Source organism: Thermotoga sp. RQ2 (genome assembly GCF_000019625.1).
Classification (GTDB): Bacteria; Thermotogota; Thermotogae; order Thermotogales; family Thermotogaceae; genus Thermotoga; species Thermotoga maritima.
Genome location: NC_010483.1, coordinates 1,581,816 through 1,603,618 on the forward strand (window position 1 = coordinate 1,581,816; position 21,803 = coordinate 1,603,618).

Here is a 21,803-nt window from a genome sequence, read left to right on the forward strand (position 1 = left end):
CTTTCACCCCTCAGTGCCTGAAAACCCTGCTCGGAGCTTTGTAGAACGTGATTCCAAGTTCTCTGGCTTTTTCGATCACTTCTTCGTCTCTTATGGATCCGAGAGGAGCGACCACCGCTTTCACACCAGCCTGAGCGAGTATTTCGAGCGAGTCCGGGAACGGGAAGAACGCATCGGAAGCCGCAACCGCTCCCTTCGCTTTTTCTCCTGCCATCACGGTGGCGATCCAGGCAGCTCTCTTTCTCGAAGGCTGCCCGCTCCCTATTCCCACAGTTACACCGTCTTTTGCTATGAGAACAGCGTTGGATTTCGCTCCTTCCACAACACGGTAAGCGAATTCCAGATCCTCAAGCTCTTTTTCCGAGAGAGGCTCTCCAACTACCAGTTCAAAATTCCCTTCGGGGTACTTTCTTTCACTCAGGACGAGAGAACCGAATGCCATCTTTCCAGCCCACGAAGCGTAATCCCCAGGCTTCAAGAGACGCACTTTTTTCTTAGAGAGAACCTCGATCGCTTCCTGTGTGAAGGAAGGTGCCACGATCACCTCGAGGTACTTTTTCAATGACTTCGCAACTTCTTCGTCCATTTCGAAGTTCACGGCCAGGATCCCTCCAAAACTGGATTCGTCGTCCGCCTCGATGGCCTTCTTCACGATTTCCACTTTGTCTTCTCCTATCGCAGCACCACAGGGAGATTGGTGTTTCACCACAACCGCACCCATCCTCGGCAGGTTCTTCGCCATGAACCACGCGTTTTCCGCGTCTAAGATGTTGTTGAATGAGATTGTCTTTCCTTCGTGCAGAATCTCAAAAGCTGGTTTTCCATACACAAACGCTTTTTCGTGAGGGTTCTCTCCGTACCTCAGCTGAAGATCTTCCCTCTTGAAGGCGAGAGAAATACCCTCGACAAACTGGTTGGCCCTTATCGAATCGTACACACTGGTGAACGCAAAGGTCATTCCAGCGAGGTACTTTCTCGTCTCTTCGTCGTCTATCTCAATCGCGAGTTTGAGTGTTTCCATGTCGAAAGCGGGTTTCACCTTTTTCCAGTTTTTGGCAGCTGCTCGAAGAAGAGCGACTCCTCCTATGTCGATGTCTGGGGGTGGATATAGGTCCACAAAGACCACATCCCATCTGGGTTCCGGTCCGAGGATGCCGGCGAATATCTCCGGGTGGAGGGTCTTCACGAGCCCTCCGAGGAGATTCTCGAAACCCGTTATGGTGCTCACGTCGTTTGCTTCTATTCCGTTTGATTTCAAAAACTTGGCGGTGCCGGAGCTCGCCCAGATCTCCCAGCCTTTTTCGTGGAGTTCTCTCAGAATATCCAGATATTTTTCTTTCTCGTAGAGACTAACCAATATCCTCTTCAAGGATAACCCTCCTTCCTTCGATCTTCCATTTTCCTTCCAGTACCTTTTGAATGACGAGCGGATAATACCGATGTTCTATCTTATGGATCTCTTCTTCCAGTCTTTCGAGAGACCAGTCTTTCTTTATTTCAACTGCTTTCTGAAAGATGATGGGACCGGTGTCGACTCCCTCATCAACGAAGTGGATGGTGATTCCTGTGACCTTCACACCGTATTCGTAGGCCTTCTCGATGGCGTGGGTCCCGGGGAACGCGGGAAGAAGCGAAGGGTGGATGTTGACGATCTTCCACTTCCACCTTTCGACGATCTCCGCCGGAAGAATCCTCATGAAACCGGCGAGGACCACGAGGTCGGGATTCAACTCTTCGAGTCTTTTTTTCAGAGACTCTGCCCAGGGTTTCTCGAGCCTTTCCCAGGGGATCTGCAGTCTTTTCGCTCGCTCTATTGCGTAGCAGTTTCTGTCCACAAGGAGCATCTGGATTTCCGCACTCAATTCACCGCTTCGCGCTGCGTTCACGATCGCTTCGAAATTGCTTCCGTTTCCCGAAGCGAGAACGACTATTCGTGGAGGTACTCCCCGCTGAAGCACGCTACACACAGTTCACTCCTCCCAATGGCTCTTTTCAACCCTTCGAGTGAAAGGTAAAAGAGAGAGTCTGCGTTGACTATTTTTTTCACTTCTTCCACGGCACGTTCTCCCGCGACGAGCTCTTTCTTTCTGGCGGTATCTATTCCGTAGAAACAGGGAAAACGTACAGGTGGAGAGTGTATGCCAACGTGTACTTCCTTCGCACCCGCCTCTCTCAATATCTTCACGATGATGCCCATGGTTGTTCCTCTGACGATCGAATCATCGATTACAACAACCCTCTTTCCACTCACAACGTCTTCTATGGGGACGAGTTTTTTCTTGACGATCTTTTCCCTGTCCACCGGCATGATGAAACTTCTTCCCACATATCTGTTCCTCATGAGACCGATGTCGAGAGGTATACCCGAAGCCGAAGAAAATCCCATCGCTCCGGAAAGTCCGGAGTCCAGCACCGGAACGACCACGTCCGCTTCTATCGGGTTTTCTCTGTAGAGTTCTTCACCCATTCTGTAACGGGCTATGTGTACACTCTGATCGAGAAAGTGACTGTCCGGCCTCGCGAAATAGATGAATTCGAAGGAGCAGAACCGCTTTTCTTTTTTGGAGAACCTCACCGTTTCTGTGCCTTTGTTCGAGAAGAACACGACCGTTCCAGAGGGAACTTCTTCTATGTCTTCCACACCTATCGCTTTCAGCGCTGCGTCTTCCGATGCCACAACGATTCCATCACCGTATTTTCCATAGAACAGGGGACGGACGCCGTATGGGTCTCTCGCCGCAGCGAGGAATTCTTCGTGTAGAATGAGAAGTGAGTAGGCAAGAGGGACTTTCTTCAGCGCTTTCACTATGGACTCTTTCAGGTCACCTTCAGACATCGAGATGAGATGAAGGAAGACCTCCGAGTCGAGCGAGCTCTGGAAAACCGCTCCTTTTTCTTTGAGCATCTCTATCCACTTTTCGCCGTTGGGTATGTTTCCGTTGTGAGCGATCGCGAGCCTTCCCTTTCTCGTGAACGCCACGATTGGCTGAATGTCCTCGAGCGATCCTGCCGTGGAGTACCTTACGTGTCCAATACCCTTTTCAGCGTCTTCCCACCTGTCTTCGGTGAGAACGGTGTCTACGAGTCCTTTTCCTTTTATCGTTTTGAACCCGTCTACCACAACACCCACACTTTCCTGTCCTCTATGCTGAAGACCGAGAAGCACGTCGTGAAGGACAGAAAAGGCATCTTTCACATTCCAGACTCCTGCGATTCCGCACATATCATCACCTCGAGAGCGTTCCGATCTCCTTCACAGGAACATCGACTACGGGAGTTCTCTCAGAGAAGACGAGCACCATCTGATGCGCCGGCCTCACTTCTGGCAGTTTCACTTCGATCTTCAAGCCGTACTCTCTGAAAGTCTCCACGTGAGTTCTCGTCAGAAGCTGTGACGAAGAGAGGATGAAAGCACCTTCTTCTGAGAGTTTTCTTATGGCTCTCCAGAGTTCTTTTTCCCTTTCGAGTTCGAAGTCGTTCCATCCCACCGCGAACACCTTCGAAGGCTTCGGTTTTGCCACTTTCTGCGGGTTCACCTTCCCCAACATTCCCACAACCAGGGTGGGTGGAATGGGTTTTCCCTGGTACGTGTTGTAGAGAGAAGCGTTTCCCGATGCAACGGGAACACCGGAGAATTCGCAAGCGTTCTTGAGAGCGGTCATCATGGCCGAAAGTCCCACCGGATCAACATCGGGATCCCCGTAGTTCACGCAGTTCGTTATAGCGAGGGGTTCCGCACCAACGCTGAGCGTCTTTCTCACACTCTCGAGCACGGCTATGAAGGTTCCCCAGTAGGTATCCTGAAGAGCCAGATCCGCCCTGCTGTGTGTGACGAGGGAGTACCCCCCGTCTCTCTTTATTCTCATCACGGCCGCGCCGAATCCGGGTGGAACCACGGTATCCGTTCCGACCATGTGATCGTACTGCTCGAAGACTTCCCTCGCGTTCACCTCTTCGAATTCCACCCTTTTGAACTCTGGGATCTTTCCGGGTGTGTATTCGACTATGTCCTCTTCTGGGGCGTTTGCGAGGAGCTGGACGGGAACTTCCATGACGAGATCGTTTCTGTACATCACCCTGTAAACTGGTTCTTCTATCACTTCGGCAACGATATCGCCGAAAAGAAGGTGCTTCCTGGCTATTTCCAGAATGCGGCTCGCCTTCTGAGGTGATGTGACGACCGCCATTCTTTCTTGGCTTTCGCTTATGAGGATTTCCCAGGGCTCCATATCCGGTTCTCTCAGGGGAACACGGTCCAGATGAACGATCGCTCCGAGATTCCCCTTCGCTACGAGTTCCGAAGTTGCGGACAGCACACCGCCCGCTCCCAGATCCTGAGCTCCTTCCACGAGTCCCTCTTCCACCATCTCCAGGAACGCTTCTATGAGCATCTTTTCAGCGAACGGGTCACCAACCTGAATTGAAAGCTTGGTTGCCTTATCACCCGTGAGATCCTCCGAAGCGAAAGACGCCCCGTGGATTCCGTCCCTTCCTGTGGCTCCTCCGAAGATCACTATGACCTGTCCCGGTCTCGATGCTTTCGAATCGACCAGCATGTCGTTTCTCACAACACCCGCTGCGAGCACGTTCACGAGGGGGTTGTGCGCGTATAGTGAGGAGATCCTGAGTTCTCCACCGACCGTTGGAACGCCTATGGAATTACCGTAATCGGCTATTCCCTCTATGATACCGTCTATGATTCGGGACATGTGGAGTGAATCGAATATGACCGTTGGGCGGGCTCCCATCGCGAGGACGTCTCTGATGATTCCACCGACACCCGTTGCTGCACCGTTGTAAGGTTCTATCGCACTCGGGTGATTGTGGCTCTCTATCTTGAAAGCAACGGAATAGTAATCATCCAGGTTCACCACACCCGCGTTTCCCTCAAAACCCGTTTTCGGTAATCTTCTTATGTATTTCTTCGTGTGGGAGTATCCACAGTGTTCGCTCCACATGACTGAAAAAGCCTGAAGCTCGACGAAGGTGGGTTCTCTTCCAAGCTTCTCCTTGAGAATGTTCAGATATCTCAACTTCATCACCTCTTCAAGTAGTTGAGGATGGACTGGAACACTTTCTTTCCGTCTTCTCCGCCTATGAGTTCTTCAACCGCCCTTTCCGGGTGGGGCATGAGACCGAAGACGTTTCCGCTCTCGTTCAGAACACCCGCTATTCGTTCGTCTGAGCCGTTCACGTCTTTGACGTATCTGAGAACCACGTTCACGTCATCTATCTTCACGTATCTTCCAAAGCCGTGTGCTATCGGTATTCTTATCTTTTCTCCCTTTTCGAAAGCGTTCGTGAACGGTGTGTCGTTGTTTTCCACGATCAGATCCACCCATTTGCAGATGAACTTTCCAGACGAATTTTGAAGAAGGGCTCCTTTCAGGAGTCCCATCTCTATGAGGATCTGAAATCCGTTGCATATTCCCATTATCAGCTTTCCTCTTTCAGCGGCTTTTGCTATTTCAAAGGCGATTTTTTCTCTTGCGGCAACGGCACCGGGTCTCAGATAGTCTCCGTAGGAAAACCCTCCAGGTAGAATGATCAGTTCGTAGTCGTCCAGCTTGTCGTCCAGCCCGACGTAACTGGGCTCGAAGCCGTTTATTTCCAGAGCGTGGTACGCGTCTCTGTCACAGTTGGAACCAGGATAGACCACTACACAAGCTCTGGGCTTCACAGCTCCCTCACCTCATATTCCTCAACAACCGGGTTCACCAGGAGTTCTTCGCAGGCTTTCTTTACGATTTCGTACGCTTTTTCTTTGTTTTCTGCTTCTACTTCGAGGTGGATGGACTTCCCAAGTCTCAACTTTTTCACGGGAAGACCTTTTTCTTCCCTCAGAACACGTTCGATCGTTTCTCCGCGCGGATCCCTCACGTTGCTCCTGTACTGAACGTCTATTGCGAATTTAAAGAGCGGCAAAGTTCCAGCACCTCCCTGTACTTTTTTAAGGGATCACCAAGATCCCTTCTGTACACATCTTTATCGAAGATTTCACCCTTATTTCTCAATCTGAACGTGTCGGGAGAGATTTCGTCACCGAGAACGACGTTTCCGTCTTTGTCGAGTCCAAACTCGTACTTTATGTCCCAGAGTTCGAAGTTCGCCCTTTCAAAAAACTCTTTGAGAGCAAGAGTTATTTTCACCGCCGCTTCTTTCATCTTTTCTGCCTGCTTTTTTGTTGCGATGCCGAGTATTTCGAGATGATCGACACAGACCATTGGATCGTGTCTTTCGTCGTCTTTTATGAAGAACTCAACGAGGGGAACTGGAAGGTCTTCCCCTTCAGCTCCACCATACCTTCTCACGAAAGATCCTGCCTTTTTCAATCTCACAACCACTTCGAGGGGGAACATTTTCAAAGGAATGACTTTCAGCGTTCGAGGGGGAATGTATTCAACGAGGTGGGTTTTGATGTCTTTCTCGGAGAGATATTTCATGAGGATGGCGGTCGTTTCTGCGCAGATGGATCCTTTACCCGTTAGAACATCGTGCTTCAATCCGTCACCAGCGGTTATATCATCTTTGAACTCGAGCAGGGCATAATCGCCGGTGACCTTAACAATTTTTGTCTTTCCTTCGTAATTCACACGCTCGCCTCCCCGCCCTTTTTGAAAATTCTATACTCCAATCATGAATGAAAATTACATCGGAGGTAAACACTTTGAAAAAAACAGAAAAACGGGAGCCCTTGCTCCCGTCCCTGGTCGGGGAGGCGGGACTTGAACCCGCGACCTCCAGATCCCGATTCTGGCGCTCTGGCCGTCTGAGCTACTCCCCGTAGCCTCTGGTATTATAACATATGATTTTGCACCGGGCAATCGTTTACCGATCGAACCCTTGACTTTTAAAACTTCTCCTGTATAATTCGAAGAGCGTAAAAAAATTTCTCAGGGGAGTGAAGAGCGTGGACTTCAGGTATATCCTCAGGATCCATATCAGTGAAGAGGCTGCAAAGGAGATTCTCAACAACGGTAAAATCCAAAAGCAAGCCAGCGAGGTAAAGAACAAACTCTACTACGACAACGCTCTGGTGATCGAGTCAGAACCGGGTTACGATGTGGATGAAGATCTCATCATGATGGTGATCACTGCCTATGGAAAACCTGCCAAAGCGGAAGGATACCTTGTAGTCAACGGCAAGGAGAGGAAAGTGTTCGACGGCATGCTTGATCCAAGAAAGCCCCTGTCCATTCATCAGACGGAAACTGAACAGGAGTTCGAGGAAGAAGAAGATGAATACGATGAGGATGAAGATTTTGATCTTTTCAACGAAGAGGATTTCTTCGACGAGGAAGAAGATTTCTTTGACGAAGAAGATGAATACTGAGGTGATACTTTGGAGAGGGTGGGAATAGTAGGTCTTCCCAACGCGGGGAAATCTTCCTTTTTCAACTTCCTGACCGACAACAGCGTACCTGCGGAAAGTTTTCCTTTTTGCACGATTGAACCGAACGTGGGGATTTTCGTTGTGCCGGATGAAAGGATAGAGCTCCTCGCGAAGAACGAAGGATCGAAAAAGGTGGTTCATCCTTTCGTGGAGGTTGTGGACATAGCGGGACTCGTCAAGGGAGCCAGCAAAGGAGAAGGACTTGGAAATCAGTTCCTTGACCACATAAGCAAGGTGGATGTTATAGCCCATGTCGTCCGTCTTTTTGAAGACGGAAGAGTTTCTCATCCGTATCAGAACGTGGATCCAAAAAGAGACATAGAAATAGTCGAAACCGAGCTCATACTCAAGGATCTCGAAACTGTTCAAAAGCGTCTCGAAAAGCGGATGAAAGTTGCAAGAACGGGAGACAAGGAAGCAAAGAGAGAGGTAGAACTCCTCCAGAATCTTCGGGAGTTTCTCTCTCAGGGTAAAAAGGCCTCGAAATTTCCAAGGCACGACAGATTCGAGGAAGAGGTGATCGAATCCCTCTTCCTCCTCACAGATAAACCTCAGATACTGGTTTTCAACGTCGATGAATTGGACGAAGAAAAAAGAAAACTGATAGAAGAAATCGTCAAAGAAAAGGACGAGGAATACATTATAATAAACGTGAAGCTCGAAGAAGAATTGAAATTTCTCCCGGAAGAAGAGGCGGAAGTTTTCAGGAGAGAGTACAACCTTTTCGGTGACAAAAGGAGGGAGTTTTTCGAGAAGGTTTTGAAACTTCTGAACCTTATAAGATTTTTGACAGCGACGCAGAATGAGGCGAGAAGCTGGACTATAAAGAAAGGATCCACTGCCTATGAAGCGGCGGGTTTGATTCATTCAGATATACAGAAAGGGTTCATAAAGGCCGAAGTTATTCCTTTCGAAAGATACGTGGAATTTGGTTCTCTGAAAAAAGCACGTGAAGCCGGAGCTGTGGAAACACATGGAAAAGATTACATTGTAAGAGAGGGGGATGTGATCCATTTCCTATTCCGTGCTTGACGTCTGGAAGATTTTTCGGAGCACGCCGTTCACCACGGCTGTTATTTCTTTCCTGACGGCTCAGTTCATAAAGTTTCTGATCAAAAGAGACGTGAAGATGCTGAAGAGCTACGGTGGTATGCCCAGCGGTCATGTGGCCACCGTCTCTGGCCTTGCGTGGTCACTCGCCCGAAGCACGGGATTCGACTCTCCCTACACTTCCATCGCTGCCATTCTCCTTGTAATCATATTCATGGATGCCATCGTTCTGAGACCGGCTGTGAAGAAGGATCTGGGGCACAACTTTCTGGAGGCGCTCGCTGGCCTTGGACTCGGAATGCTCATCGCCCACATTTTCCCCGCGCGGCTCCATCTTTGGTGAGGTGAAGAGATGAAAGAATACCGGATAAGGCCCAAGGAAGCGAATCTTTCTTTTCTGGAAGATCTGGATGAGGAACAGAGAAAAGCAGTCGTTGAATCAGAGGGAAGATGCATTGTAATAGCAGGCCCGGGGTCTGGGAAAACCCGGGTTATCACGTACAAGATCGCCTATCTTCTGGCGAACGGTGTGGATCCTTCCAGGATTCTTCTGGTCACGTTCACCAGAGCAGCGGCGCGGGAAATGGTAGAGAGAGCGAAGACGGTGACCGGAAGAGAGCTTTCTGAGATGCTCGCCGGAACGTTCCACCATGTGTGCAACTACTTTTTGAGAAAGTACGCACCTTACGTGGGTTTGGAACGAAATTACTCTATCCTGGACAGAGAAGACGCGGAGAGCCTCATGAGGCATGCAAGAAGCAAGTACCTCGAAAGAAAGAGTAAAGAAGAGAGAAAAAACTTCCCCCAGCCTTCTGTTTTGATGGCTATATATTCTTATATGAAAAATACTCTCAAATCTTTGAGGGAAAGTATCGTAGTGAAGAATCCAAAGTTTCTGGACTTGAAAGAAGAAATCTCGGAGATCTTCGATCTCTACGAACAGGAAAAACGCTCTCAAAATGTGGTGGACTACGAAGACCTTCTCTTCTACGCTTACAGACTCTTAGAAGAGAACAAAGAAATAAGAGATCGAGAGGCGGAAAGATTCCTTTGGGTACTCGTTGATGAGTTCCAGGATACCAACTACGTTCAGTACAGGATAGTGGAACACCTATCGTCGAAACACGGCAACGTCCTGGCGGTTGGAGACGATGCCCAGAGTATTTACTCCTTTCGAGGGGCAAGGTACGAAAACGTTGAAGATTTCATAAAGGTATCCGGAACAAAAATCTTCAAGATCCAGACGAACTACAGAAGCACGGAAAGTATTGTGAAATTCATAAACGCCATGCTTCCGAAAAAATCCGTTCCAAAAGAACTGAAGCCGGTAAAGAAGGATGGTATGAAACCTGTTGTTGTCAAGACCTGGGATAGATACGAAGAAGCGCGGTTCGTGTCTCAGAGGATTCTCGAGTTAATAGAAGAAGGGTTCAAACCAGAAGAAATCGCAGTTCTCTACAGATCACATTCGCACTCTCTGGAGCTTCAGATGGAACTCGTTCGAAGTAGAATAGATTTCCGTGTGTTGTCTGGTCCCAGATTCACCGAGAGCGCCCACGTGAAGGACGTTCTTTCTTTTCTCAGAATCGTTCAAAATCCAAGGGACAAATCCGCATGGTTGAGGACTGCAAAGCTCTTCTACGGGATCGGTGACAGAACGGCTTCGAAGATAGCGGATCTCGCCAGCGCTTACGTGGAAGAAGGTCTGGATCCCTTCCAGGAACTGAAGAAAGTGAGTTTCAGTGGTGAGTACAGCAGGTTTATCGATATTCTCGATCAGATCAGAAAGCTCGATTCTCCTGGGGAAATGATAGAGCGCGTCCTGTCTTCTTTTTATTCCGAATATCTGGAAGCGAGGTATCCTGATTTCCGTGAAAGGGAGATGGATCTGGAAAGGCTCGTTGAAATAGCGTCTCGCTACACAAGTCTCGAATCCTTCCTGACGGATCTTGCTGTGACGGAAAACGTTGAAATAGAAAGAGAAATCTCTCAAAAAGAGGGAAAGGTCACTCTCACCACCGTTCATCAGGCAAAAGGGCTCGAGTGGAGAGTCGTTTTTGTCATCTCTGTGAATCCCGGAGACTTTCCGAATTATTTCGCGATATCCGAAGGGAATCTCGATGAGGAAGAGAGGATCTTCTACGTTGCCATAACAAGAGCAAAGGAACAGCTGTATATTTCCTACCAGGTCACCGGAACCTCCTACCCATACCGCGGAAACAGGTTCATCATGAGAAGCGGAGAGAATTTCATTGACAGAATACCGCTTGAACTCGTCGAGTTTTGGGAAGTGAAATGAGACTTTAGCTCAGAAGCCAAACGTTCTCCACGAACACCCTCTTCAGACCCTTTTCGAGTGCCTTCTGTTTCACTCTCTCCATGTGATGTTTTCTGGTGGTTGGAAGATCGCTCATCAGGTGCTGAGGAGCGAACGCAAGGAGAACAAGGGGAATTTCTGGATCCACCGATGAAATGAACCCTGCGATTCCTTCTATTTCCTTTTCGTCGATGTAGTGAGGTATTACAAGAACACTGATAACAAGAAGTGGTATTTCTCTTCCCTTACCCATGGAGGAAACCAGCTGCACGTTCTCCATGATTCTTCTAACGGCACTCTTCCCGTCAACTCCGGTCAGCGCTTCATAAACCTCCGGTGAAAAGGCCTTCCAGTCTATCTTGACTATGCCACCACTTTCAAGACTGACTCTGGCCATCCTCTCCATGATCCTGGGATGAGCAAGACCATTCGTTTCCCAGCAGATCCTTCGGCGATTTCCCAGCTTCACGGCAAACTCCAGTGCGAACACAGTCCAGGGAGTGGGATCTCCCCCGAAAAAGCACACACAGGAGACGCGTGGTTTCATAGCTATCTCAACGAGTTCGTCGATGTCCACGATCTTTCCTTCGGATATCCTTCCGTCTTTCACCATGTACTTGTGATCTATGTTCTGACAGAAGAGGCAGTCGAGGTTGCATCCTGCGAAGAAGACTGCGAAATTGTAAAAGCCCCTGTGTTCTCTTTCCGGACAGATAGGTAGTGCGACGCAGTTCGTTGGATGGGGATCGTAGTACCAGTGAAGGAAGGCCTTCCTGTGAGAGCCTGTTATATAGGAGAGCCTGCCTCCTTCGTTTCTGAGAACGCCGCAAAATCCTGTTTTCCCTTCCGGTATCACGCACGAATTGACGCAGAGGAAACACACCTTTCCTTCTTCACGAGCCCACCTTTCAACGGGAAGACCGATCTCTTCCCTCCATTTTCTGTGGGCCTTCCTTGCAAAATCCAGATTCCCCTTTCTCAGGCACTCCAGGCAGACACCTATCGAATCGCTGATCTCATCAAGTGAAAGACCACAAATCCTGCAGACTCCCATCTTGAAAAACCCTCCATAGAGTGTTCAAAAGGACGAATATCCCTTTTATGTTAACACCTCTTGACAAAGGGAGCAATTTTTTATTATGATATGGATGTAGAAAATTTTCTATCACATATCCAATTTTGAAAAATCTTTTCAAGGGGGTGTTCAAGGTGAGAAAGTGGTTGTTTTTCATGGTTCTTCTGATCGTTGCGGGTCTCATGTTCGGAAAGGTGAACTTCGCGTCCACACAGATGACACCCGCTGCTGAAAGGGAGTTCATGCTCAACAAACTCGCGGAATTTTCGAAGAAGAGCGGTATCGATGTGGAGTTCCTCAACTTCGAGTATCCACAGCTCTACAGCAGGCTCCAGGCGGAGATCAGAGCCGGTAAAAATACGCTGAACCTGATTGCAGACCTCCAGGGAAACCTCTACATAATGGCCTCTGAAGGATTCCTCAGTGATCTCAAGGATCTCAAATTCGAAGGAAAAACCTTCATCGAGACGCTTGAGAAGTTCGCTTATGTGAAAGGTGAAAAGGTGTTCATTCCCTGGCTCCAGGCAACTTACGTGATGGCCGTTAACAAAAAGGCGTTTGACTACCTGCCGCGCGGTCTTTCGAAAGAAGACGTCATCAGGGGGACGGAGAAGTGGACTTACGACGCTCTGCTCGAGTGGGCAAAGAACATCTATGAGAAGACGAAACAACCCCTTCTTGGCTTCCCGATCGGACCGAAGGGACTCTGGCACAGGTTCCTCCACGGCTACATCTATCCATCCTTCACGGGAGCGCAGGCTCTGAAGTTCGACAGTGTGAGGGCCGTTGAAATGTGGAACTATCTGAAGGAGCTCTTCAAATACGTACATCCGGCAAGCTCCACCTGGGACGGGATGGCCGATCCTCTCCTGAGAGAAGAAGTCTGGATCGCCTGGGATCACACTGCAAGACTCAAACCCGCGATCGTTGAAAAGCCTAACGATTTCGTTGTTGTACCGGTCCCAAGAGGGCCGATGGGTAGAGGGTACATCATAGTGCTCGTGGGCCTTGCCATACCGAAGGATGCGGACTTCGAAGAACCCGCGAAAGTGATAGACTTCCTCACTTCTCCAGAGATGCAGGTTGAAATCCTCAAGAACGTCGGTTTCTTCCCAGTGGTTCAGGAAGCCGTTGGTGCCGTGCCAGAAGGTGCCCTCAAAGTGCTCGCAGAAGGTGTGATAAATCAGTCCGCCACGAAGGATTCTATCGTTTCCTTCATACCGAGTCTTGGACCAAAGAGCGGAGAGTTCACCGAAACCTACAGAATGGCCTTCACGAGGATCGTCTTCCAGGGTGAAGACCCAGCGAAGGTAGTGAAGGAACTCGGTGAGCGAATCAGACAGCTGTTCAAAGAATCCGGAGCGGAACTTCCAGAACCCGACGCAAGTCTCTTCTGATACCCGGGGTGGGGATCCCCACCCCTTTTCCGGGGGTGCACCATGAGAGGGAAATGGATTTCTTTTCTTTTGATCCTTCCAGCTGTTCTTTATCTCGTTTTGTTGATGGGATATCCTCTCTTCGAAACGTTCAGACTCGCTTTTACAAGCGATGAAGGTTTTCTTGGAAATTTCAAGCGCCTTGTGGAGAATGGTGGTTTCTGGGGCGCCATGAAAAACACCATTCTTCTCACAGCAGTGATCGTTCCCCTTCAGCTCATATTCGCACTGGGACTCGCTCTTTTCGTCAATCAGAAGTTCAAAGGTTACACGACGGTACTTTACTTTATAGCGATCCCACTGGCTCTGAGTGATGTGACAGCAGCACTCATGAGTTACACTATATTTTCGCCGAACGGCTATCTCAACAAAATTCTCATGAATTTGCATCTGATAGAAAGACCCATTTATTTCTTTGGATACATGTTCAAAGCGAGGGAATTCTGGGTGATCGTTCTCACGGAGGTGTGGAGGGCTACTCCCCTTGTTTTCATCATCCTCCTGGCGGGTCTTCAGTCGATAAACAAAGAGTATCTCGAAGCTGCAGATCTCTTCGGTTTTTCAAGATGGAAGAAATTCACAAAGATCATACTCCCGCTCTTGAAACCATCGATCATGTCGGCGCTCCTTCTGAGGACTCTCTTCGCGTTTCAGATATTCGGTGTGGTGTGGCTTCTTGCGGGAAGAGACATTCCCGTTCTCGCTGGTGAGACCTACTACTGGTACACCTTCATGAACGACCCAAAGATGGCCAGTGCGTACGCTCTCGTGATCGCTCTTGTCACCATCGTGGTTAGCTGGTTTTACATCACCTTCCTCAGTGCAAAACATTTAGAGGGGGCTCGATGATGAAGAAGTTTTTCATAATTTTTCTTTCGGTGATCATTTCCCTGTGGTTTCTGACGCCGGTGTTCTTCATTGTTCTTGCGTCTCTAACACCGTCCTCGGATTACTACAATCCCAGCAGGATCTTTCCGAGTAGTCTCACACTGGAACATCTCTACAAGCTGTTCGTCACCCTCGGGGGTGGGAAAGCCACTCTGGTCAGTGTGCAGGTGGCGCTCATCTCGATAGGAATCTCTTTCCTGCTGGGGCTTCCAGCTGGATACGCCCTCACAAGGTACGTGTTTCCGGGAAAAAACATCATCAGACTTTCCATGCTTATGACAAGATCGATTCCGTTGATTGTGGTGGCGGTACCTCTTGTGGTTCTTTACATGAGGTTTAACCTCGCGGATACCACGCTTGGTGTGGCACTGGCTCACGCTTCCATGATACTTCCGTTCGTCGTTCTCATCACATCCAGTGTTTTCTCCGGAATCTCTGTCGAATACGAAGAAGCGGGGATGGTCTTCGGTCTCAGCAGATTCCAGGCGTTTATAAGGATCACGCTGCCTCTTGCTCTTCCTGGCCTCGCCGCATCTGCCATATTCGCCTTCATCATGTCCTGGAACGAAGTCTTCGCTTCTTCGATCCTCACACTCACGAACAGAACACTTCCAGCACACATTCTGAACACCGCCATGGCATCACCGGACTACTTCAAGTTCGCTGCGGGAACGATCATGGCCGTTCCTGCGATGGTCTTCATATTCTTCATAAGGAAATATCTTGTAAGCATGTGGGGTATCACCCTGAAATGAGAGGTGATCGATCTTGGCGCAGGTGAAAATAGACGGAGTGAAGAAATATTTCGGGAATGTGAGGGCTCTCGATGGAATCGACCTTGTCGTGAACGAAGGGGAGTTCCTCGTTCTTCTCGGTCCATCTGGTTGTGGAAAGACGACCCTTCTGAGGTGTATAGCGGGTCTCGAACAGGTGACCGGGGGAAAGATCTTTTTCAACGATCGCGACGTGACGAACCTTCCTCCAAAGGACAGGAACATTTCGATGGTCTTCCAGAGCTACGCGGTGTGGCCCCACATGAAGGTGTACGACAACATCGCGTATCCTCTGAAACTGAAAAAAGTCCCGAAAGAGGAGATAGAAAAGAGGGTAAAGTGGGCAGCGGATCTCCTTCACATCTCCGAACTCCTCGACAGGTACCCCGCACAGCTCTCCGGAGGTCAGAGACAGAGGGTTGCCGTTGCCCGAGCGATCGTTCACGAACCCGAAGTACTCCTGATGGACGAGCCTCTTTCCAATCTGGACGCACTTTTGAGGGTGAAGATGAGAAGCGAGCTGAAAAAGCTTCAGGAAAGAATTGGAGTCACCACCATCTATGTGACTCATGACCAGACAGAGGCCATGACGATGGGAGACAGAATCGCGGTGATGAACCAGGGAAAGCTTCAGCAGGTTGGAACGCCCTCTGAGATCTATCACCATCCGGTGAACATCTTCGTCGCTGGTTTTGTGGGATCACCGCAGATGAACTTCTTAGAGATGGAAGTGAGATCGGAAGGAAATAGCGTTGTCCTCCAAAACGGTGAGATAAAGATTCCCGCGAAGACCGATCCAGGTGCAAAAAAGGTGATCCTTGGTATTCGACCGGAGAACGTCTATCTGGAGGAAAAGCCGAACACTTTGAAGCTGGAAGGAGAGGTTTATTTCGCCGAGAAACTCATGTCGGATACGATTCTCCATCTCAACGTTGGAAGTGAGAAGATCGTCGCAAAAATTCCAGGGGATGTGGATTTCAGAAGCGGTGAGAAGATCACGTTTTTCCTGGACGTTGAAAAGATCCATCTCTTTCACCCTGAGACGGGAGAGAGAATCTCATGAAAGTGAAGGTGGTTGTTCACAACCACTGGGACAGAGAGTGGTTCACCTCTTCTGAAGTGACCTCTAAATGGCTGAAAGAAGTTTTTTTCAGAGTGAAAGAGCTTGTTCAGAAGAATCCAGAATTCGTGTACGTTCTGGATGGCCAAACAGCTGCGGTTGAAGATCTCCTCGTTTACCATCCGGACCTCGAAGAAGATCTCAGAGAGCTTGTGAGATCTGGAAGACTCCTTGTTGGTCCGTATTATATCCAGATAGACTGGAGAATTCCGGGTGAAGCTTCCATTTTGAAAAACTTCGAGATAGGAGAAAAAGACACGAATCGTTTTGGACGACGCATGAACGCCGGATGGCTTCTCGACAGTTTCGGTCACATATCACAGGAACCTCAACTGCACAGAATCTTTGGAATAGAAAAGGTCTTTCTGTGGATGGGAATTTCCTTCGAAAACGACGGGATCTCCCAGGAGTTTTTCTGGAAAGGAAGCGATGGAACGGCTGTCCAGGGTGTTTTCCTCGTGGGAGGATACAGGAACCTCTACAATTTGAAGGAAACGCAGGATATCGCGGAGAAGAGACTGAAACACGAGGTGGAAAAACTCGCAAAATTCTCGAGATCTGGAGAAATTCTTCTTCTCGACGGATACGATATAGATCTCTCTCCCGAGGATCCCAAAGATTATCTGAACGTTGAGATTGTCTCACCAGAAGAGTTTCCCGAGAGATTCCCTGAAAATGCCCCCACCCTCTCTGGAGAGCTCCTTTCTGGAAGGTACGCCTGCGTCTTTCCAGGGACACTCTCCACAAGAGCTTATCTGAAGCTTGAAAGTGATCTTGTAGAGAAGCTTTTGAAAATGAACGATCTTCTCTCTGTTTTGAACGGAGAGGAGTTAAGTGATCTTTTCTGGAGGGATTACCTGAAAACTCTCGCGCACGACAACAGCTGCGGTGTTTGTGCTGACCCCGTCCACGAAAAAATGGAGAGAACGTACAGAAACGTGTATTTCCTTGTGAAATCTTCTGTTGAATCCAGGCTGAGGCACCTTGTAGAGCGTTTAGGTCTTGAGAAGGGAACCTACGCACTCTCTCTATCGCCCTTTTCCTACAACCATCACTTCTGCGATGGCGAGAGGACATTCCTGTTGAAAACAAACGGTGCAGGGCTGTTCAAAACAGAAGTTGCCGACGAGAAGAAAGAAGTGAAGGAACTCACCTGGGAAAACGAATACTACAGAGCCTATTTTGAAGGAGACGGCACACTTGTTCTGAATAACAGGAAAGCGGGTGTTTTGAAACTGTTCAAAGAAGATGGTGACGCTTACACCACCTCTGTTGAAGAAACTGATTTTTCGATTTCTCTGGAGAAGATGAGAACAGTTTTGCAGACGAAACACTCGATGGTGGTGGAACTGGAAAGAACGATACGTTCCTCGCAATGCCTGATCGAGACGAAAGAACGCGTGATCTTCGATGAAACCCCGCTCGTGAAGTGGCGTATCGCGTTGAAGATAAAGGGGAAAAACTACAAGCTTTCAATGGTTTATGAAACGGGAAGTGGCGAAATCTTCGCGAAGATGCCTTTTGACGTGGTGAAAAGGAAAGAAAAAGACTCCTACCTTCTTCCTGAAACACCTCCTGAGGAACTGAAGGAGATTTTGCTTGCAGCAAGAGAAACAGGTGAAGTGAGGGAATTTCCGTTTCAGGGGTTTGTGTCCGTCTGGAGTGAAGAAAGTTCAAAGACTATTCTCGCAAGAGGTCTTAGAGAGTACTGGATGGAAGAAGGAAAAGTACACGTCACTTTGAGCAGGTCCGTTGAGTGGATAGCAAAAGAGGTTAAAAACAGAGTTGGTGACGCGGGACCCATGATGTATGTTCCGGGGGCAAAGTGTGAAGGAGTTTTCACAGTGGATCTTGCGTTCATGGAACTGCCGGTTCATCCACGTAGCGAAGAGTTCTTCAGATGGTACCTTCTCTTCGATAATCCTCCTCTTCTTTTAGATGTTGAAGCTGACGGCACCGAAAAGGAGAAAACTTTCTTCTTCTCTTCTCTCCCCTGGGCCGGTGTGAAGGATCGGTATCACCTCTGGGTGTACAATCCGTACCTCGAAGAAATAGAAGGTCTGAGACCGCTTCAGATAGGTGAGAAATCGATAGAGTCTCTCTCAGAGAAACAATGCTTTGTTTCGAGACTGAACATTTTGAATTTCCCGGAGTTTCCCGTTGTTTCCGTGGAAAAGAACCCGGAAGGTGAAGTGATCGAATTTTTGAAAGAAACGCTCTCCAGCCTCGAAGATGAAATTACCAATCTTGAGGGAAAGGACGATCCTCGATCGAAGCATCGGCTCTTCTCTCTTCTGAGAACGAAAAAGGAAATAGAACTTTCCCTTCAGTATCTGATAGATGTCGAGAAAACAGCGAGAGAGCTGAACGAGCTTCGAATGAAGAGAAGAACCTACGACTACGTGGTGGAACTCTTTGAAAGCGAGGAGAGAGAATGAAAATAGCGCTCATTCACTACCGGGGAGGTCTCATGGATGGTGTCTCACTCGAGATGGAAAAGTGGAAGAAGGTTCTCACAAAGATGGGCCACGAAGTCCACATCGTTGCCGAAAACAAGAAAGAGGGAGTCGATCTCACTCTAAAGGAGATCGGTTTTGAAAATCCAGATTTTGAAAGGGTGAACAGGAACTTCTTCGGAGGAATAAAAGATTTCCTCAGTGAAAAAGAGTTTCTCGATTTCTTGAAAGAAAAAGAGGAAGAGCTCTTCCACATCCTGAACGAAGCCTTGAAAAATTACGATCTCATCGTTCCAAACAACATCTGGTCCCTTGGACTCTTTCCGCCCCTGGGCCTTGCCCTTTCGAGATTGGAAAAGAACTTCGTCGCGCATCACCACGATTTTTGGTGGGAGAGGAAACATCTGATTCCGGAAAACAGAAGATTCAGGGAGATCCTTGAGAAACACTTCCCTCCAGATCTTCCAAACGTGAAACACGTTGTCATAAACACGATCGCTCAAAGGGAGCTTAAAAGACGCAGAAACATCGATTCTGTCGTGGTGCCAAACGTCATGGATTTCAGCTCTCCCATCACTTCTGAAGAGATGTACCACAGGGTGAGAGAAGAACTTCAGATAGCGCCTGGCACGATTGTGGCCCTCCAGGCAACCAGAATCGATAGAAGAAAAGCGATCGAACTTTCGATAGATGTGGTGTCACTTCTGAAGGAAACACTGACATCGAAAAAAGAAGCTGATCTCTACAACGGAGAGAGATACAGCGGAGAAGTGATCCTTCTCTTTTCCGGTATCTGCGAAGACGAAGAGTATCTGAAAGAACTCAAAGAATACGCTTCTTCAAAAGGAGTATCGCTTCTTGTCCTGAGCGAGGAAGTGAGAAAAAACACCTCTTTGTTCTGGAAGCTCTACAACGCCGCCGATTTTGTCACGTATCCATCGATACTCGAGGGATGGGGGAATCAGCTTCTGGAAGCGATCGCAGCCAAAAAGCCCGTGGTGCTTTTCGAGTACGAAGTCTTCAAATCAGATATAAAACCAGCCGGCCTGAAATACGTCAGTCTTGGAGATCGATGCTTCAGAGAGAACGGCCTTGTAAAGGTGGACGAGAGGATTTTGAAAAAGGCCGTCGAGGAAATTTCTCGTCTCCTCTTCGATCCGTCTCTTTACAGGGAGACTGTCGAACACAACTTCGAAGTGGGAAAGAGGCACTTCAGTTTAGAGAGACTGGAAGACATACTGAGCAGGGAGGTATTACCATGAAAGTGGTTGTGGGGATACCGAGTTACAACAACGCCGAAACGATTTCTCACGTTGCGAGAACAGCGGCGCAGGGAATTGTAGATTTCTTCGATGGTGATGGTATGATCGTGAACTCCGATGGAGGATCGGCAGATGGGACAAGAGAGCGCTTCATGGAGACCGATACTTTCGGTCTTCCCAAAGAGAGCTTCGTTTATGAAGGTATTCCCGGAAAGGGAAGCGCGATGAGAGCGATCATGGAGTTTGCCCTGAAGCAGGATGCGGAGGCGGTCGTCTTTCTCGACGCGGATCTTCGAAGCGTCAAACCCTGGTGGGTGGAAAGACTCGCAGGACCTGTTTTGAAAGGGGAGGCAGATTACGTCACTCCCTTCTACCTGAGGCACAGGTTCGACGGCACGATCACGAACAACGTGTGTTTTCCTATGACGGCTGTTCTCTACGGTAAAAAGGTGCGCCAGCCCATTGGTGGGGATTTCGGTGTGGGAAGAAAGCTCCTCGAGATTTACCTGGGAAAGCCAAAAGAGATCTGGAACACGGACGTTGCAAGATTCGGGATCGACATATGGATGACCACAACCGCCATAAACGAATCTGGAAGGGTTGTTCAGGCAGCTCTTGGAACCAAGGTGCACGACGTGAAGGACCCGGGAAAACACCTTAAAGGAATGTTCCTTCAGGTCGTGGGAACGCTTTTTGAACTTGTGATCACCTACGAAAACGTCTGGAAAGAAATATGGAAAATAGAAGACGTTCCCATCTATGGTGAAACTCCTCAAGAGGAAGTTCCTTCTATGAGTATAGACATTGGAAACCTCAAAAAACTCGCAAGAGAAACCCTTGAAGAAGTGGAATACATAGATCGCGGTATCCTGTCGGAAGTGAAAGAGAGCGGTACACTGAGCCTCTCTTCCTGGGTCGACACCCTCTACAGGAGCGCTGTTCAGTACAGGAAAACAAGGGACAAAAAAGTGGTGGAAAATCTTCTGCCGTTCTACTTCGCGAGAACCGCACGCTTTGCGGAAGAGGTAAAATCTCTATCGGATGAAGAGGCAGAAAGGTACGTGTACGAACAGCTCGATGTGTTTCTGGAGAAGAAACACTCGCTCAGGGAGGAATGGAAAGTTGAAGATAAGAGATAAAATTCTGAACGTCTACACACAGTTCAGCCCTGCAGAGCGCAAAGTCGCGGATTACGTGCTCGAAAGGCCGGACGATGTCATCCACTACTCGATCACAGAGTTCGCAAAGATCGTGGGTGTGAGCGAAACCACGATTCACAGGATGATCAAAAAGCTCGATTTCGAAGGTTACCAGGCCTTCAAGATCGCACTTGCAAGAGAACTCAGCGGGCTCGAAGAAACCATAGAAAGAAGAGATTTCATAGACGAGGAGATAGACATCCTCAGAAGGCTCAAGGACACCCTCGATATGAAGAACGTGGAAAAGGCGGTGGAGTGGATACTCTCCGCCCACCGCATTCTTTTCTTCGGTGTGGGACTCTCGGGAGTGGTTTCTGAGTACGCGAGCCTGAAGTTCTCTCTTCTTGGCTTCCACACGTTCTTTTCCAACGACCCGCACGTTCAGGTGATAGAGGCCGTGAATCTGACCGGTGAAGACCTGGTGATCTCGATCAGTCACACGGGAAACATCAGAGACACGGTGAAATCCACCCAGGTGGCAAAAGACATGGGAGCGAAGACGATCGCAATCACAACGAACAGACAGTCAGAACTCGCCAAGGTGGTTCATCTGGTGCTTCAAAGCCCGCCCGTGAAGTACGACACCTACGAATTCCTCAGGGAGAACATCGGAGAGATCGCCGTTGTGGATGTGCTCTTCAAGGAAACGTTCCAAAGAATATACCGGGAGAGGAAGAAACACTTCGAAAACCTGGAAGGAGTGTTCAAACCGAAGAGATTTTGAGATTTTAGATTCTAATCGGAAATAATTGCTCACTTTCACAAATAAAACTCGAAAATCACGAAAAATAGGACTTGACTTTGCAGAAGTCCGAATGGTACATTTTTTCTCGA

At 48.7% G+C, this 21,803-nt stretch carries 20 protein-coding genes and 1 tRNA gene; 12 read left to right on the forward strand and 9 right to left on the reverse strand.

The features are described from left to right. Positions 1-10 precede the first annotated feature (10 nt). The 8 genes from TRQ2_RS08120 to TRQ2_RS08155 all read right to left on the reverse strand — a co-directional run bounded on the left by TRQ2_RS08120 (position 11) and on the right by TRQ2_RS08155 (position 6,784). Positions 11-1,369, reverse strand: a complete 1,359-nt coding sequence (locus TRQ2_RS08120; RefSeq protein ID WP_004080014.1) for a bifunctional phosphoribosylaminoimidazolecarboxamide formyltransferase/inosine monophosphate cyclohydrolase — start codon at positions 1,367-1,369, stop codon at positions 11-13. Continuing rightward, positions 1,350-1,967, reverse strand: a complete 618-nt coding sequence (purN, locus tag TRQ2_RS08125; protein WP_012311197.1) for a phosphoribosylglycinamide formyltransferase — start codon at positions 1,965-1,967, stop codon at positions 1,350-1,352. The genes TRQ2_RS08120 and purN overlap by 20 nt, the downstream gene beginning before the upstream one ends. After that, on the reverse strand, positions 1,928-3,223 hold the full coding sequence (purF, locus tag TRQ2_RS08130) for an amidophosphoribosyltransferase (RefSeq protein WP_004080018.1): 1,296 nt from the start codon (positions 3,221-3,223) through the stop codon (positions 1,928-1,930). Before purF ends, purN begins: the two co-directional genes overlap by 40 nt. Before the next feature lie 4 nt (positions 3,224-3,227). Continuing rightward, positions 3,228-5,039 carry a phosphoribosylformylglycinamidine synthase subunit PurL gene (gene purL / locus TRQ2_RS08135; protein ID WP_148202955.1) on the reverse strand — a complete coding sequence of 604 codons (1,812 nt, stop codon included), beginning with the start codon at positions 5,037-5,039 and terminating at the stop codon, positions 3,228-3,230. Next, positions 5,039-5,680 carry a phosphoribosylformylglycinamidine synthase subunit PurQ gene (purQ, locus tag TRQ2_RS08140; protein ID WP_004080023.1) on the reverse strand — a complete coding sequence of 214 codons (642 nt, stop codon included), beginning with the start codon at positions 5,678-5,680 and terminating at the stop codon, positions 5,039-5,041. Before purQ ends, purL begins: the two co-directional genes overlap by 1 nt. Then, complete coding sequence (gene purS, locus TRQ2_RS08145) at positions 5,677-5,925, reverse strand: phosphoribosylformylglycinamidine synthase subunit PurS (RefSeq protein ID WP_004080026.1); 249 nt, start codon at positions 5,923-5,925, stop codon at positions 5,677-5,679. Before purS ends, purQ begins: the two co-directional genes overlap by 4 nt. Then, positions 5,901-6,593, reverse strand: a complete 693-nt coding sequence (locus tag TRQ2_RS08150; RefSeq protein ID WP_012311199.1) for a phosphoribosylaminoimidazolesuccinocarboxamide synthase — start codon at positions 6,591-6,593, stop codon at positions 5,901-5,903. Before TRQ2_RS08150 ends, purS begins: the two co-directional genes overlap by 25 nt. A gap of 114 nt (positions 6,594-6,707) precedes the next feature. Then, a tRNA-Pro gene (locus tag TRQ2_RS08155) sits at positions 6,708-6,784 on the reverse strand. A gap of 126 nt (positions 6,785-6,910) precedes the next feature. On the opposite strand from TRQ2_RS08155, the gene TRQ2_RS08160 reads away from it, so the two are divergent. The 4 genes from TRQ2_RS08160 to TRQ2_RS08175 are packed head-to-tail and all read left to right on the forward strand — an operon-like array spanning position 6,911 to position 10,742. Next, positions 6,911-7,333: a hypothetical protein gene (locus tag TRQ2_RS08160; protein WP_011943954.1), complete on the forward strand. Its 423-nt coding sequence runs from the start codon at positions 6,911-6,913 to the stop codon at positions 7,331-7,333. 9 nt (positions 7,334-7,342) lie between these two features. Then, positions 7,343-8,425: a redox-regulated ATPase YchF gene (ychF, locus tag TRQ2_RS08165; RefSeq protein WP_012311200.1), complete on the forward strand. Its 1,083-nt coding sequence runs from the start codon at positions 7,343-7,345 to the stop codon at positions 8,423-8,425. After that, entirely contained in the window at positions 8,418-8,786 is a 369-nt protein-coding gene (locus TRQ2_RS08170; RefSeq protein ID WP_011943956.1) for a divergent PAP2 family protein, read from the forward strand. The genes ychF and TRQ2_RS08170 overlap by 8 nt, the downstream gene beginning before the upstream one ends. 9 nt (positions 8,787-8,795) lie before the next feature. Then, positions 8,796-10,742: an ATP-dependent helicase gene (locus TRQ2_RS08175; RefSeq protein ID WP_011943957.1), complete on the forward strand. Its 1,947-nt coding sequence runs from the start codon at positions 8,796-8,798 to the stop codon at positions 10,740-10,742. A gap of 4 nt (positions 10,743-10,746) precedes the next feature. On the opposite strand, the gene TRQ2_RS08180 is transcribed toward TRQ2_RS08175, so the two are convergent. Next, positions 10,747-11,814: a radical SAM protein gene (locus TRQ2_RS08180; RefSeq protein ID WP_004080040.1), complete on the reverse strand. Its 1,068-nt coding sequence runs from the start codon at positions 11,812-11,814 to the stop codon at positions 10,747-10,749. 155 nt (positions 11,815-11,969) lie between these two features. Between TRQ2_RS08180 and TRQ2_RS08185 the strand changes: the two genes are divergently transcribed. From TRQ2_RS08185 to TRQ2_RS08220, 8 genes are read left to right on the forward strand one after another with little or no spacing between them, the layout of a single operon-like run. Next, entirely contained in the window at positions 11,970-13,232 is a 1,263-nt protein-coding gene (locus tag TRQ2_RS08185; RefSeq protein ID WP_004080042.1) for an ABC transporter substrate-binding protein, read from the forward strand. Between the two features lie 42 nt (positions 13,233-13,274). After that, positions 13,275-14,120, forward strand: a complete 846-nt coding sequence (locus tag TRQ2_RS08190) for a carbohydrate ABC transporter permease (protein WP_004080044.1) — start codon at positions 13,275-13,277, stop codon at positions 14,118-14,120. Continuing rightward, positions 14,117-14,914, forward strand: coding sequence for a carbohydrate ABC transporter permease (locus TRQ2_RS08195; RefSeq protein ID WP_010865285.1), 798 nt, complete (start codon positions 14,117-14,119; stop codon positions 14,912-14,914). The genes TRQ2_RS08190 and TRQ2_RS08195 overlap by 4 nt, the downstream gene beginning before the upstream one ends. A gap of 13 nt (positions 14,915-14,927) precedes the next feature. After that, positions 14,928-15,995 (forward strand): ABC transporter ATP-binding protein, encoded by a 1,068-nt coding sequence (locus TRQ2_RS08200; protein WP_004080048.1) that lies wholly within the window; start codon positions 14,928-14,930, stop codon positions 15,993-15,995. After that, on the forward strand, positions 15,992-18,490 hold the full coding sequence (locus tag TRQ2_RS08205) for an alpha-mannosidase (RefSeq protein WP_012311201.1): 2,499 nt from the start codon (positions 15,992-15,994) through the stop codon (positions 18,488-18,490). Before TRQ2_RS08200 ends, TRQ2_RS08205 begins: the two co-directional genes overlap by 4 nt. Next, positions 18,487-19,770, forward strand: coding sequence for a mannosylglucosylglycerate synthase (mggS, locus tag TRQ2_RS08210; protein WP_012311202.1), 1,284 nt, complete (start codon positions 18,487-18,489; stop codon positions 19,768-19,770). Before TRQ2_RS08205 ends, mggS begins: the two co-directional genes overlap by 4 nt. Then, positions 19,767-20,909: a glycosyltransferase gene (locus TRQ2_RS08215; protein ID WP_012311203.1), complete on the forward strand. Its 1,143-nt coding sequence runs from the start codon at positions 19,767-19,769 to the stop codon at positions 20,907-20,909. Before mggS ends, TRQ2_RS08215 begins: the two co-directional genes overlap by 4 nt. Beyond that, positions 20,893-21,693, forward strand: coding sequence for a MurR/RpiR family transcriptional regulator (locus tag TRQ2_RS08220; RefSeq protein ID WP_004080056.1), 801 nt, complete (start codon positions 20,893-20,895; stop codon positions 21,691-21,693). Before TRQ2_RS08215 ends, TRQ2_RS08220 begins: the two co-directional genes overlap by 17 nt. Positions 21,694-21,803: the final 110 nt, after the last annotated feature.

Excerpts from the sequence above, each read along its gene's own strand:
- mggS (WP_012311202.1), top strand. The coding sequence starts at position 18,487 with ATGAAAATAGCGCTCATTCACTACCGGGGAGGTCTCATGGATGGTGTC.
- TRQ2_RS08175 (WP_011943957.1), top strand. The coding sequence starts at position 8,796 with ATGAAAGAATACCGGATAAGGCCCAAGGAAGCGAATCTTTCTTTTCTG.
- TRQ2_RS08215 (WP_012311203.1), top strand. The coding sequence starts at position 19,767 with ATGAAAGTGGTTGTGGGGATACCGAGTTACAACAACGCCGAAACGATT.
- purF (WP_004080018.1), bottom strand. The coding sequence starts at position 3,223 with ATGTGCGGAATCGCAGGAGTCTGGAATGTGAAAGATGCCTTTTCTGTC.
- TRQ2_RS08190 (WP_004080044.1), top strand. The coding sequence starts at position 13,275 with ATGAGAGGGAAATGGATTTCTTTTCTTTTGATCCTTCCAGCTGTTCTT.
- TRQ2_RS08180 (WP_004080040.1), bottom strand. The coding sequence starts at position 11,814 with ATGGGAGTCTGCAGGATTTGTGGTCTTTCACTTGATGAGATCAGCGAT.
- purL (WP_148202955.1), bottom strand. The coding sequence starts at position 5,039 with ATGAAGTTGAGATATCTGAACATTCTCAAGGAGAAGCTTGGAAGAGAA.
- TRQ2_RS08205 (WP_012311201.1), top strand. The coding sequence starts at position 15,992 with ATGAAAGTGAAGGTGGTTGTTCACAACCACTGGGACAGAGAGTGGTTC.
- TRQ2_RS08195 (WP_010865285.1), top strand. The coding sequence starts at position 14,117 with ATGATGAAGAAGTTTTTCATAATTTTTCTTTCGGTGATCATTTCCCTG.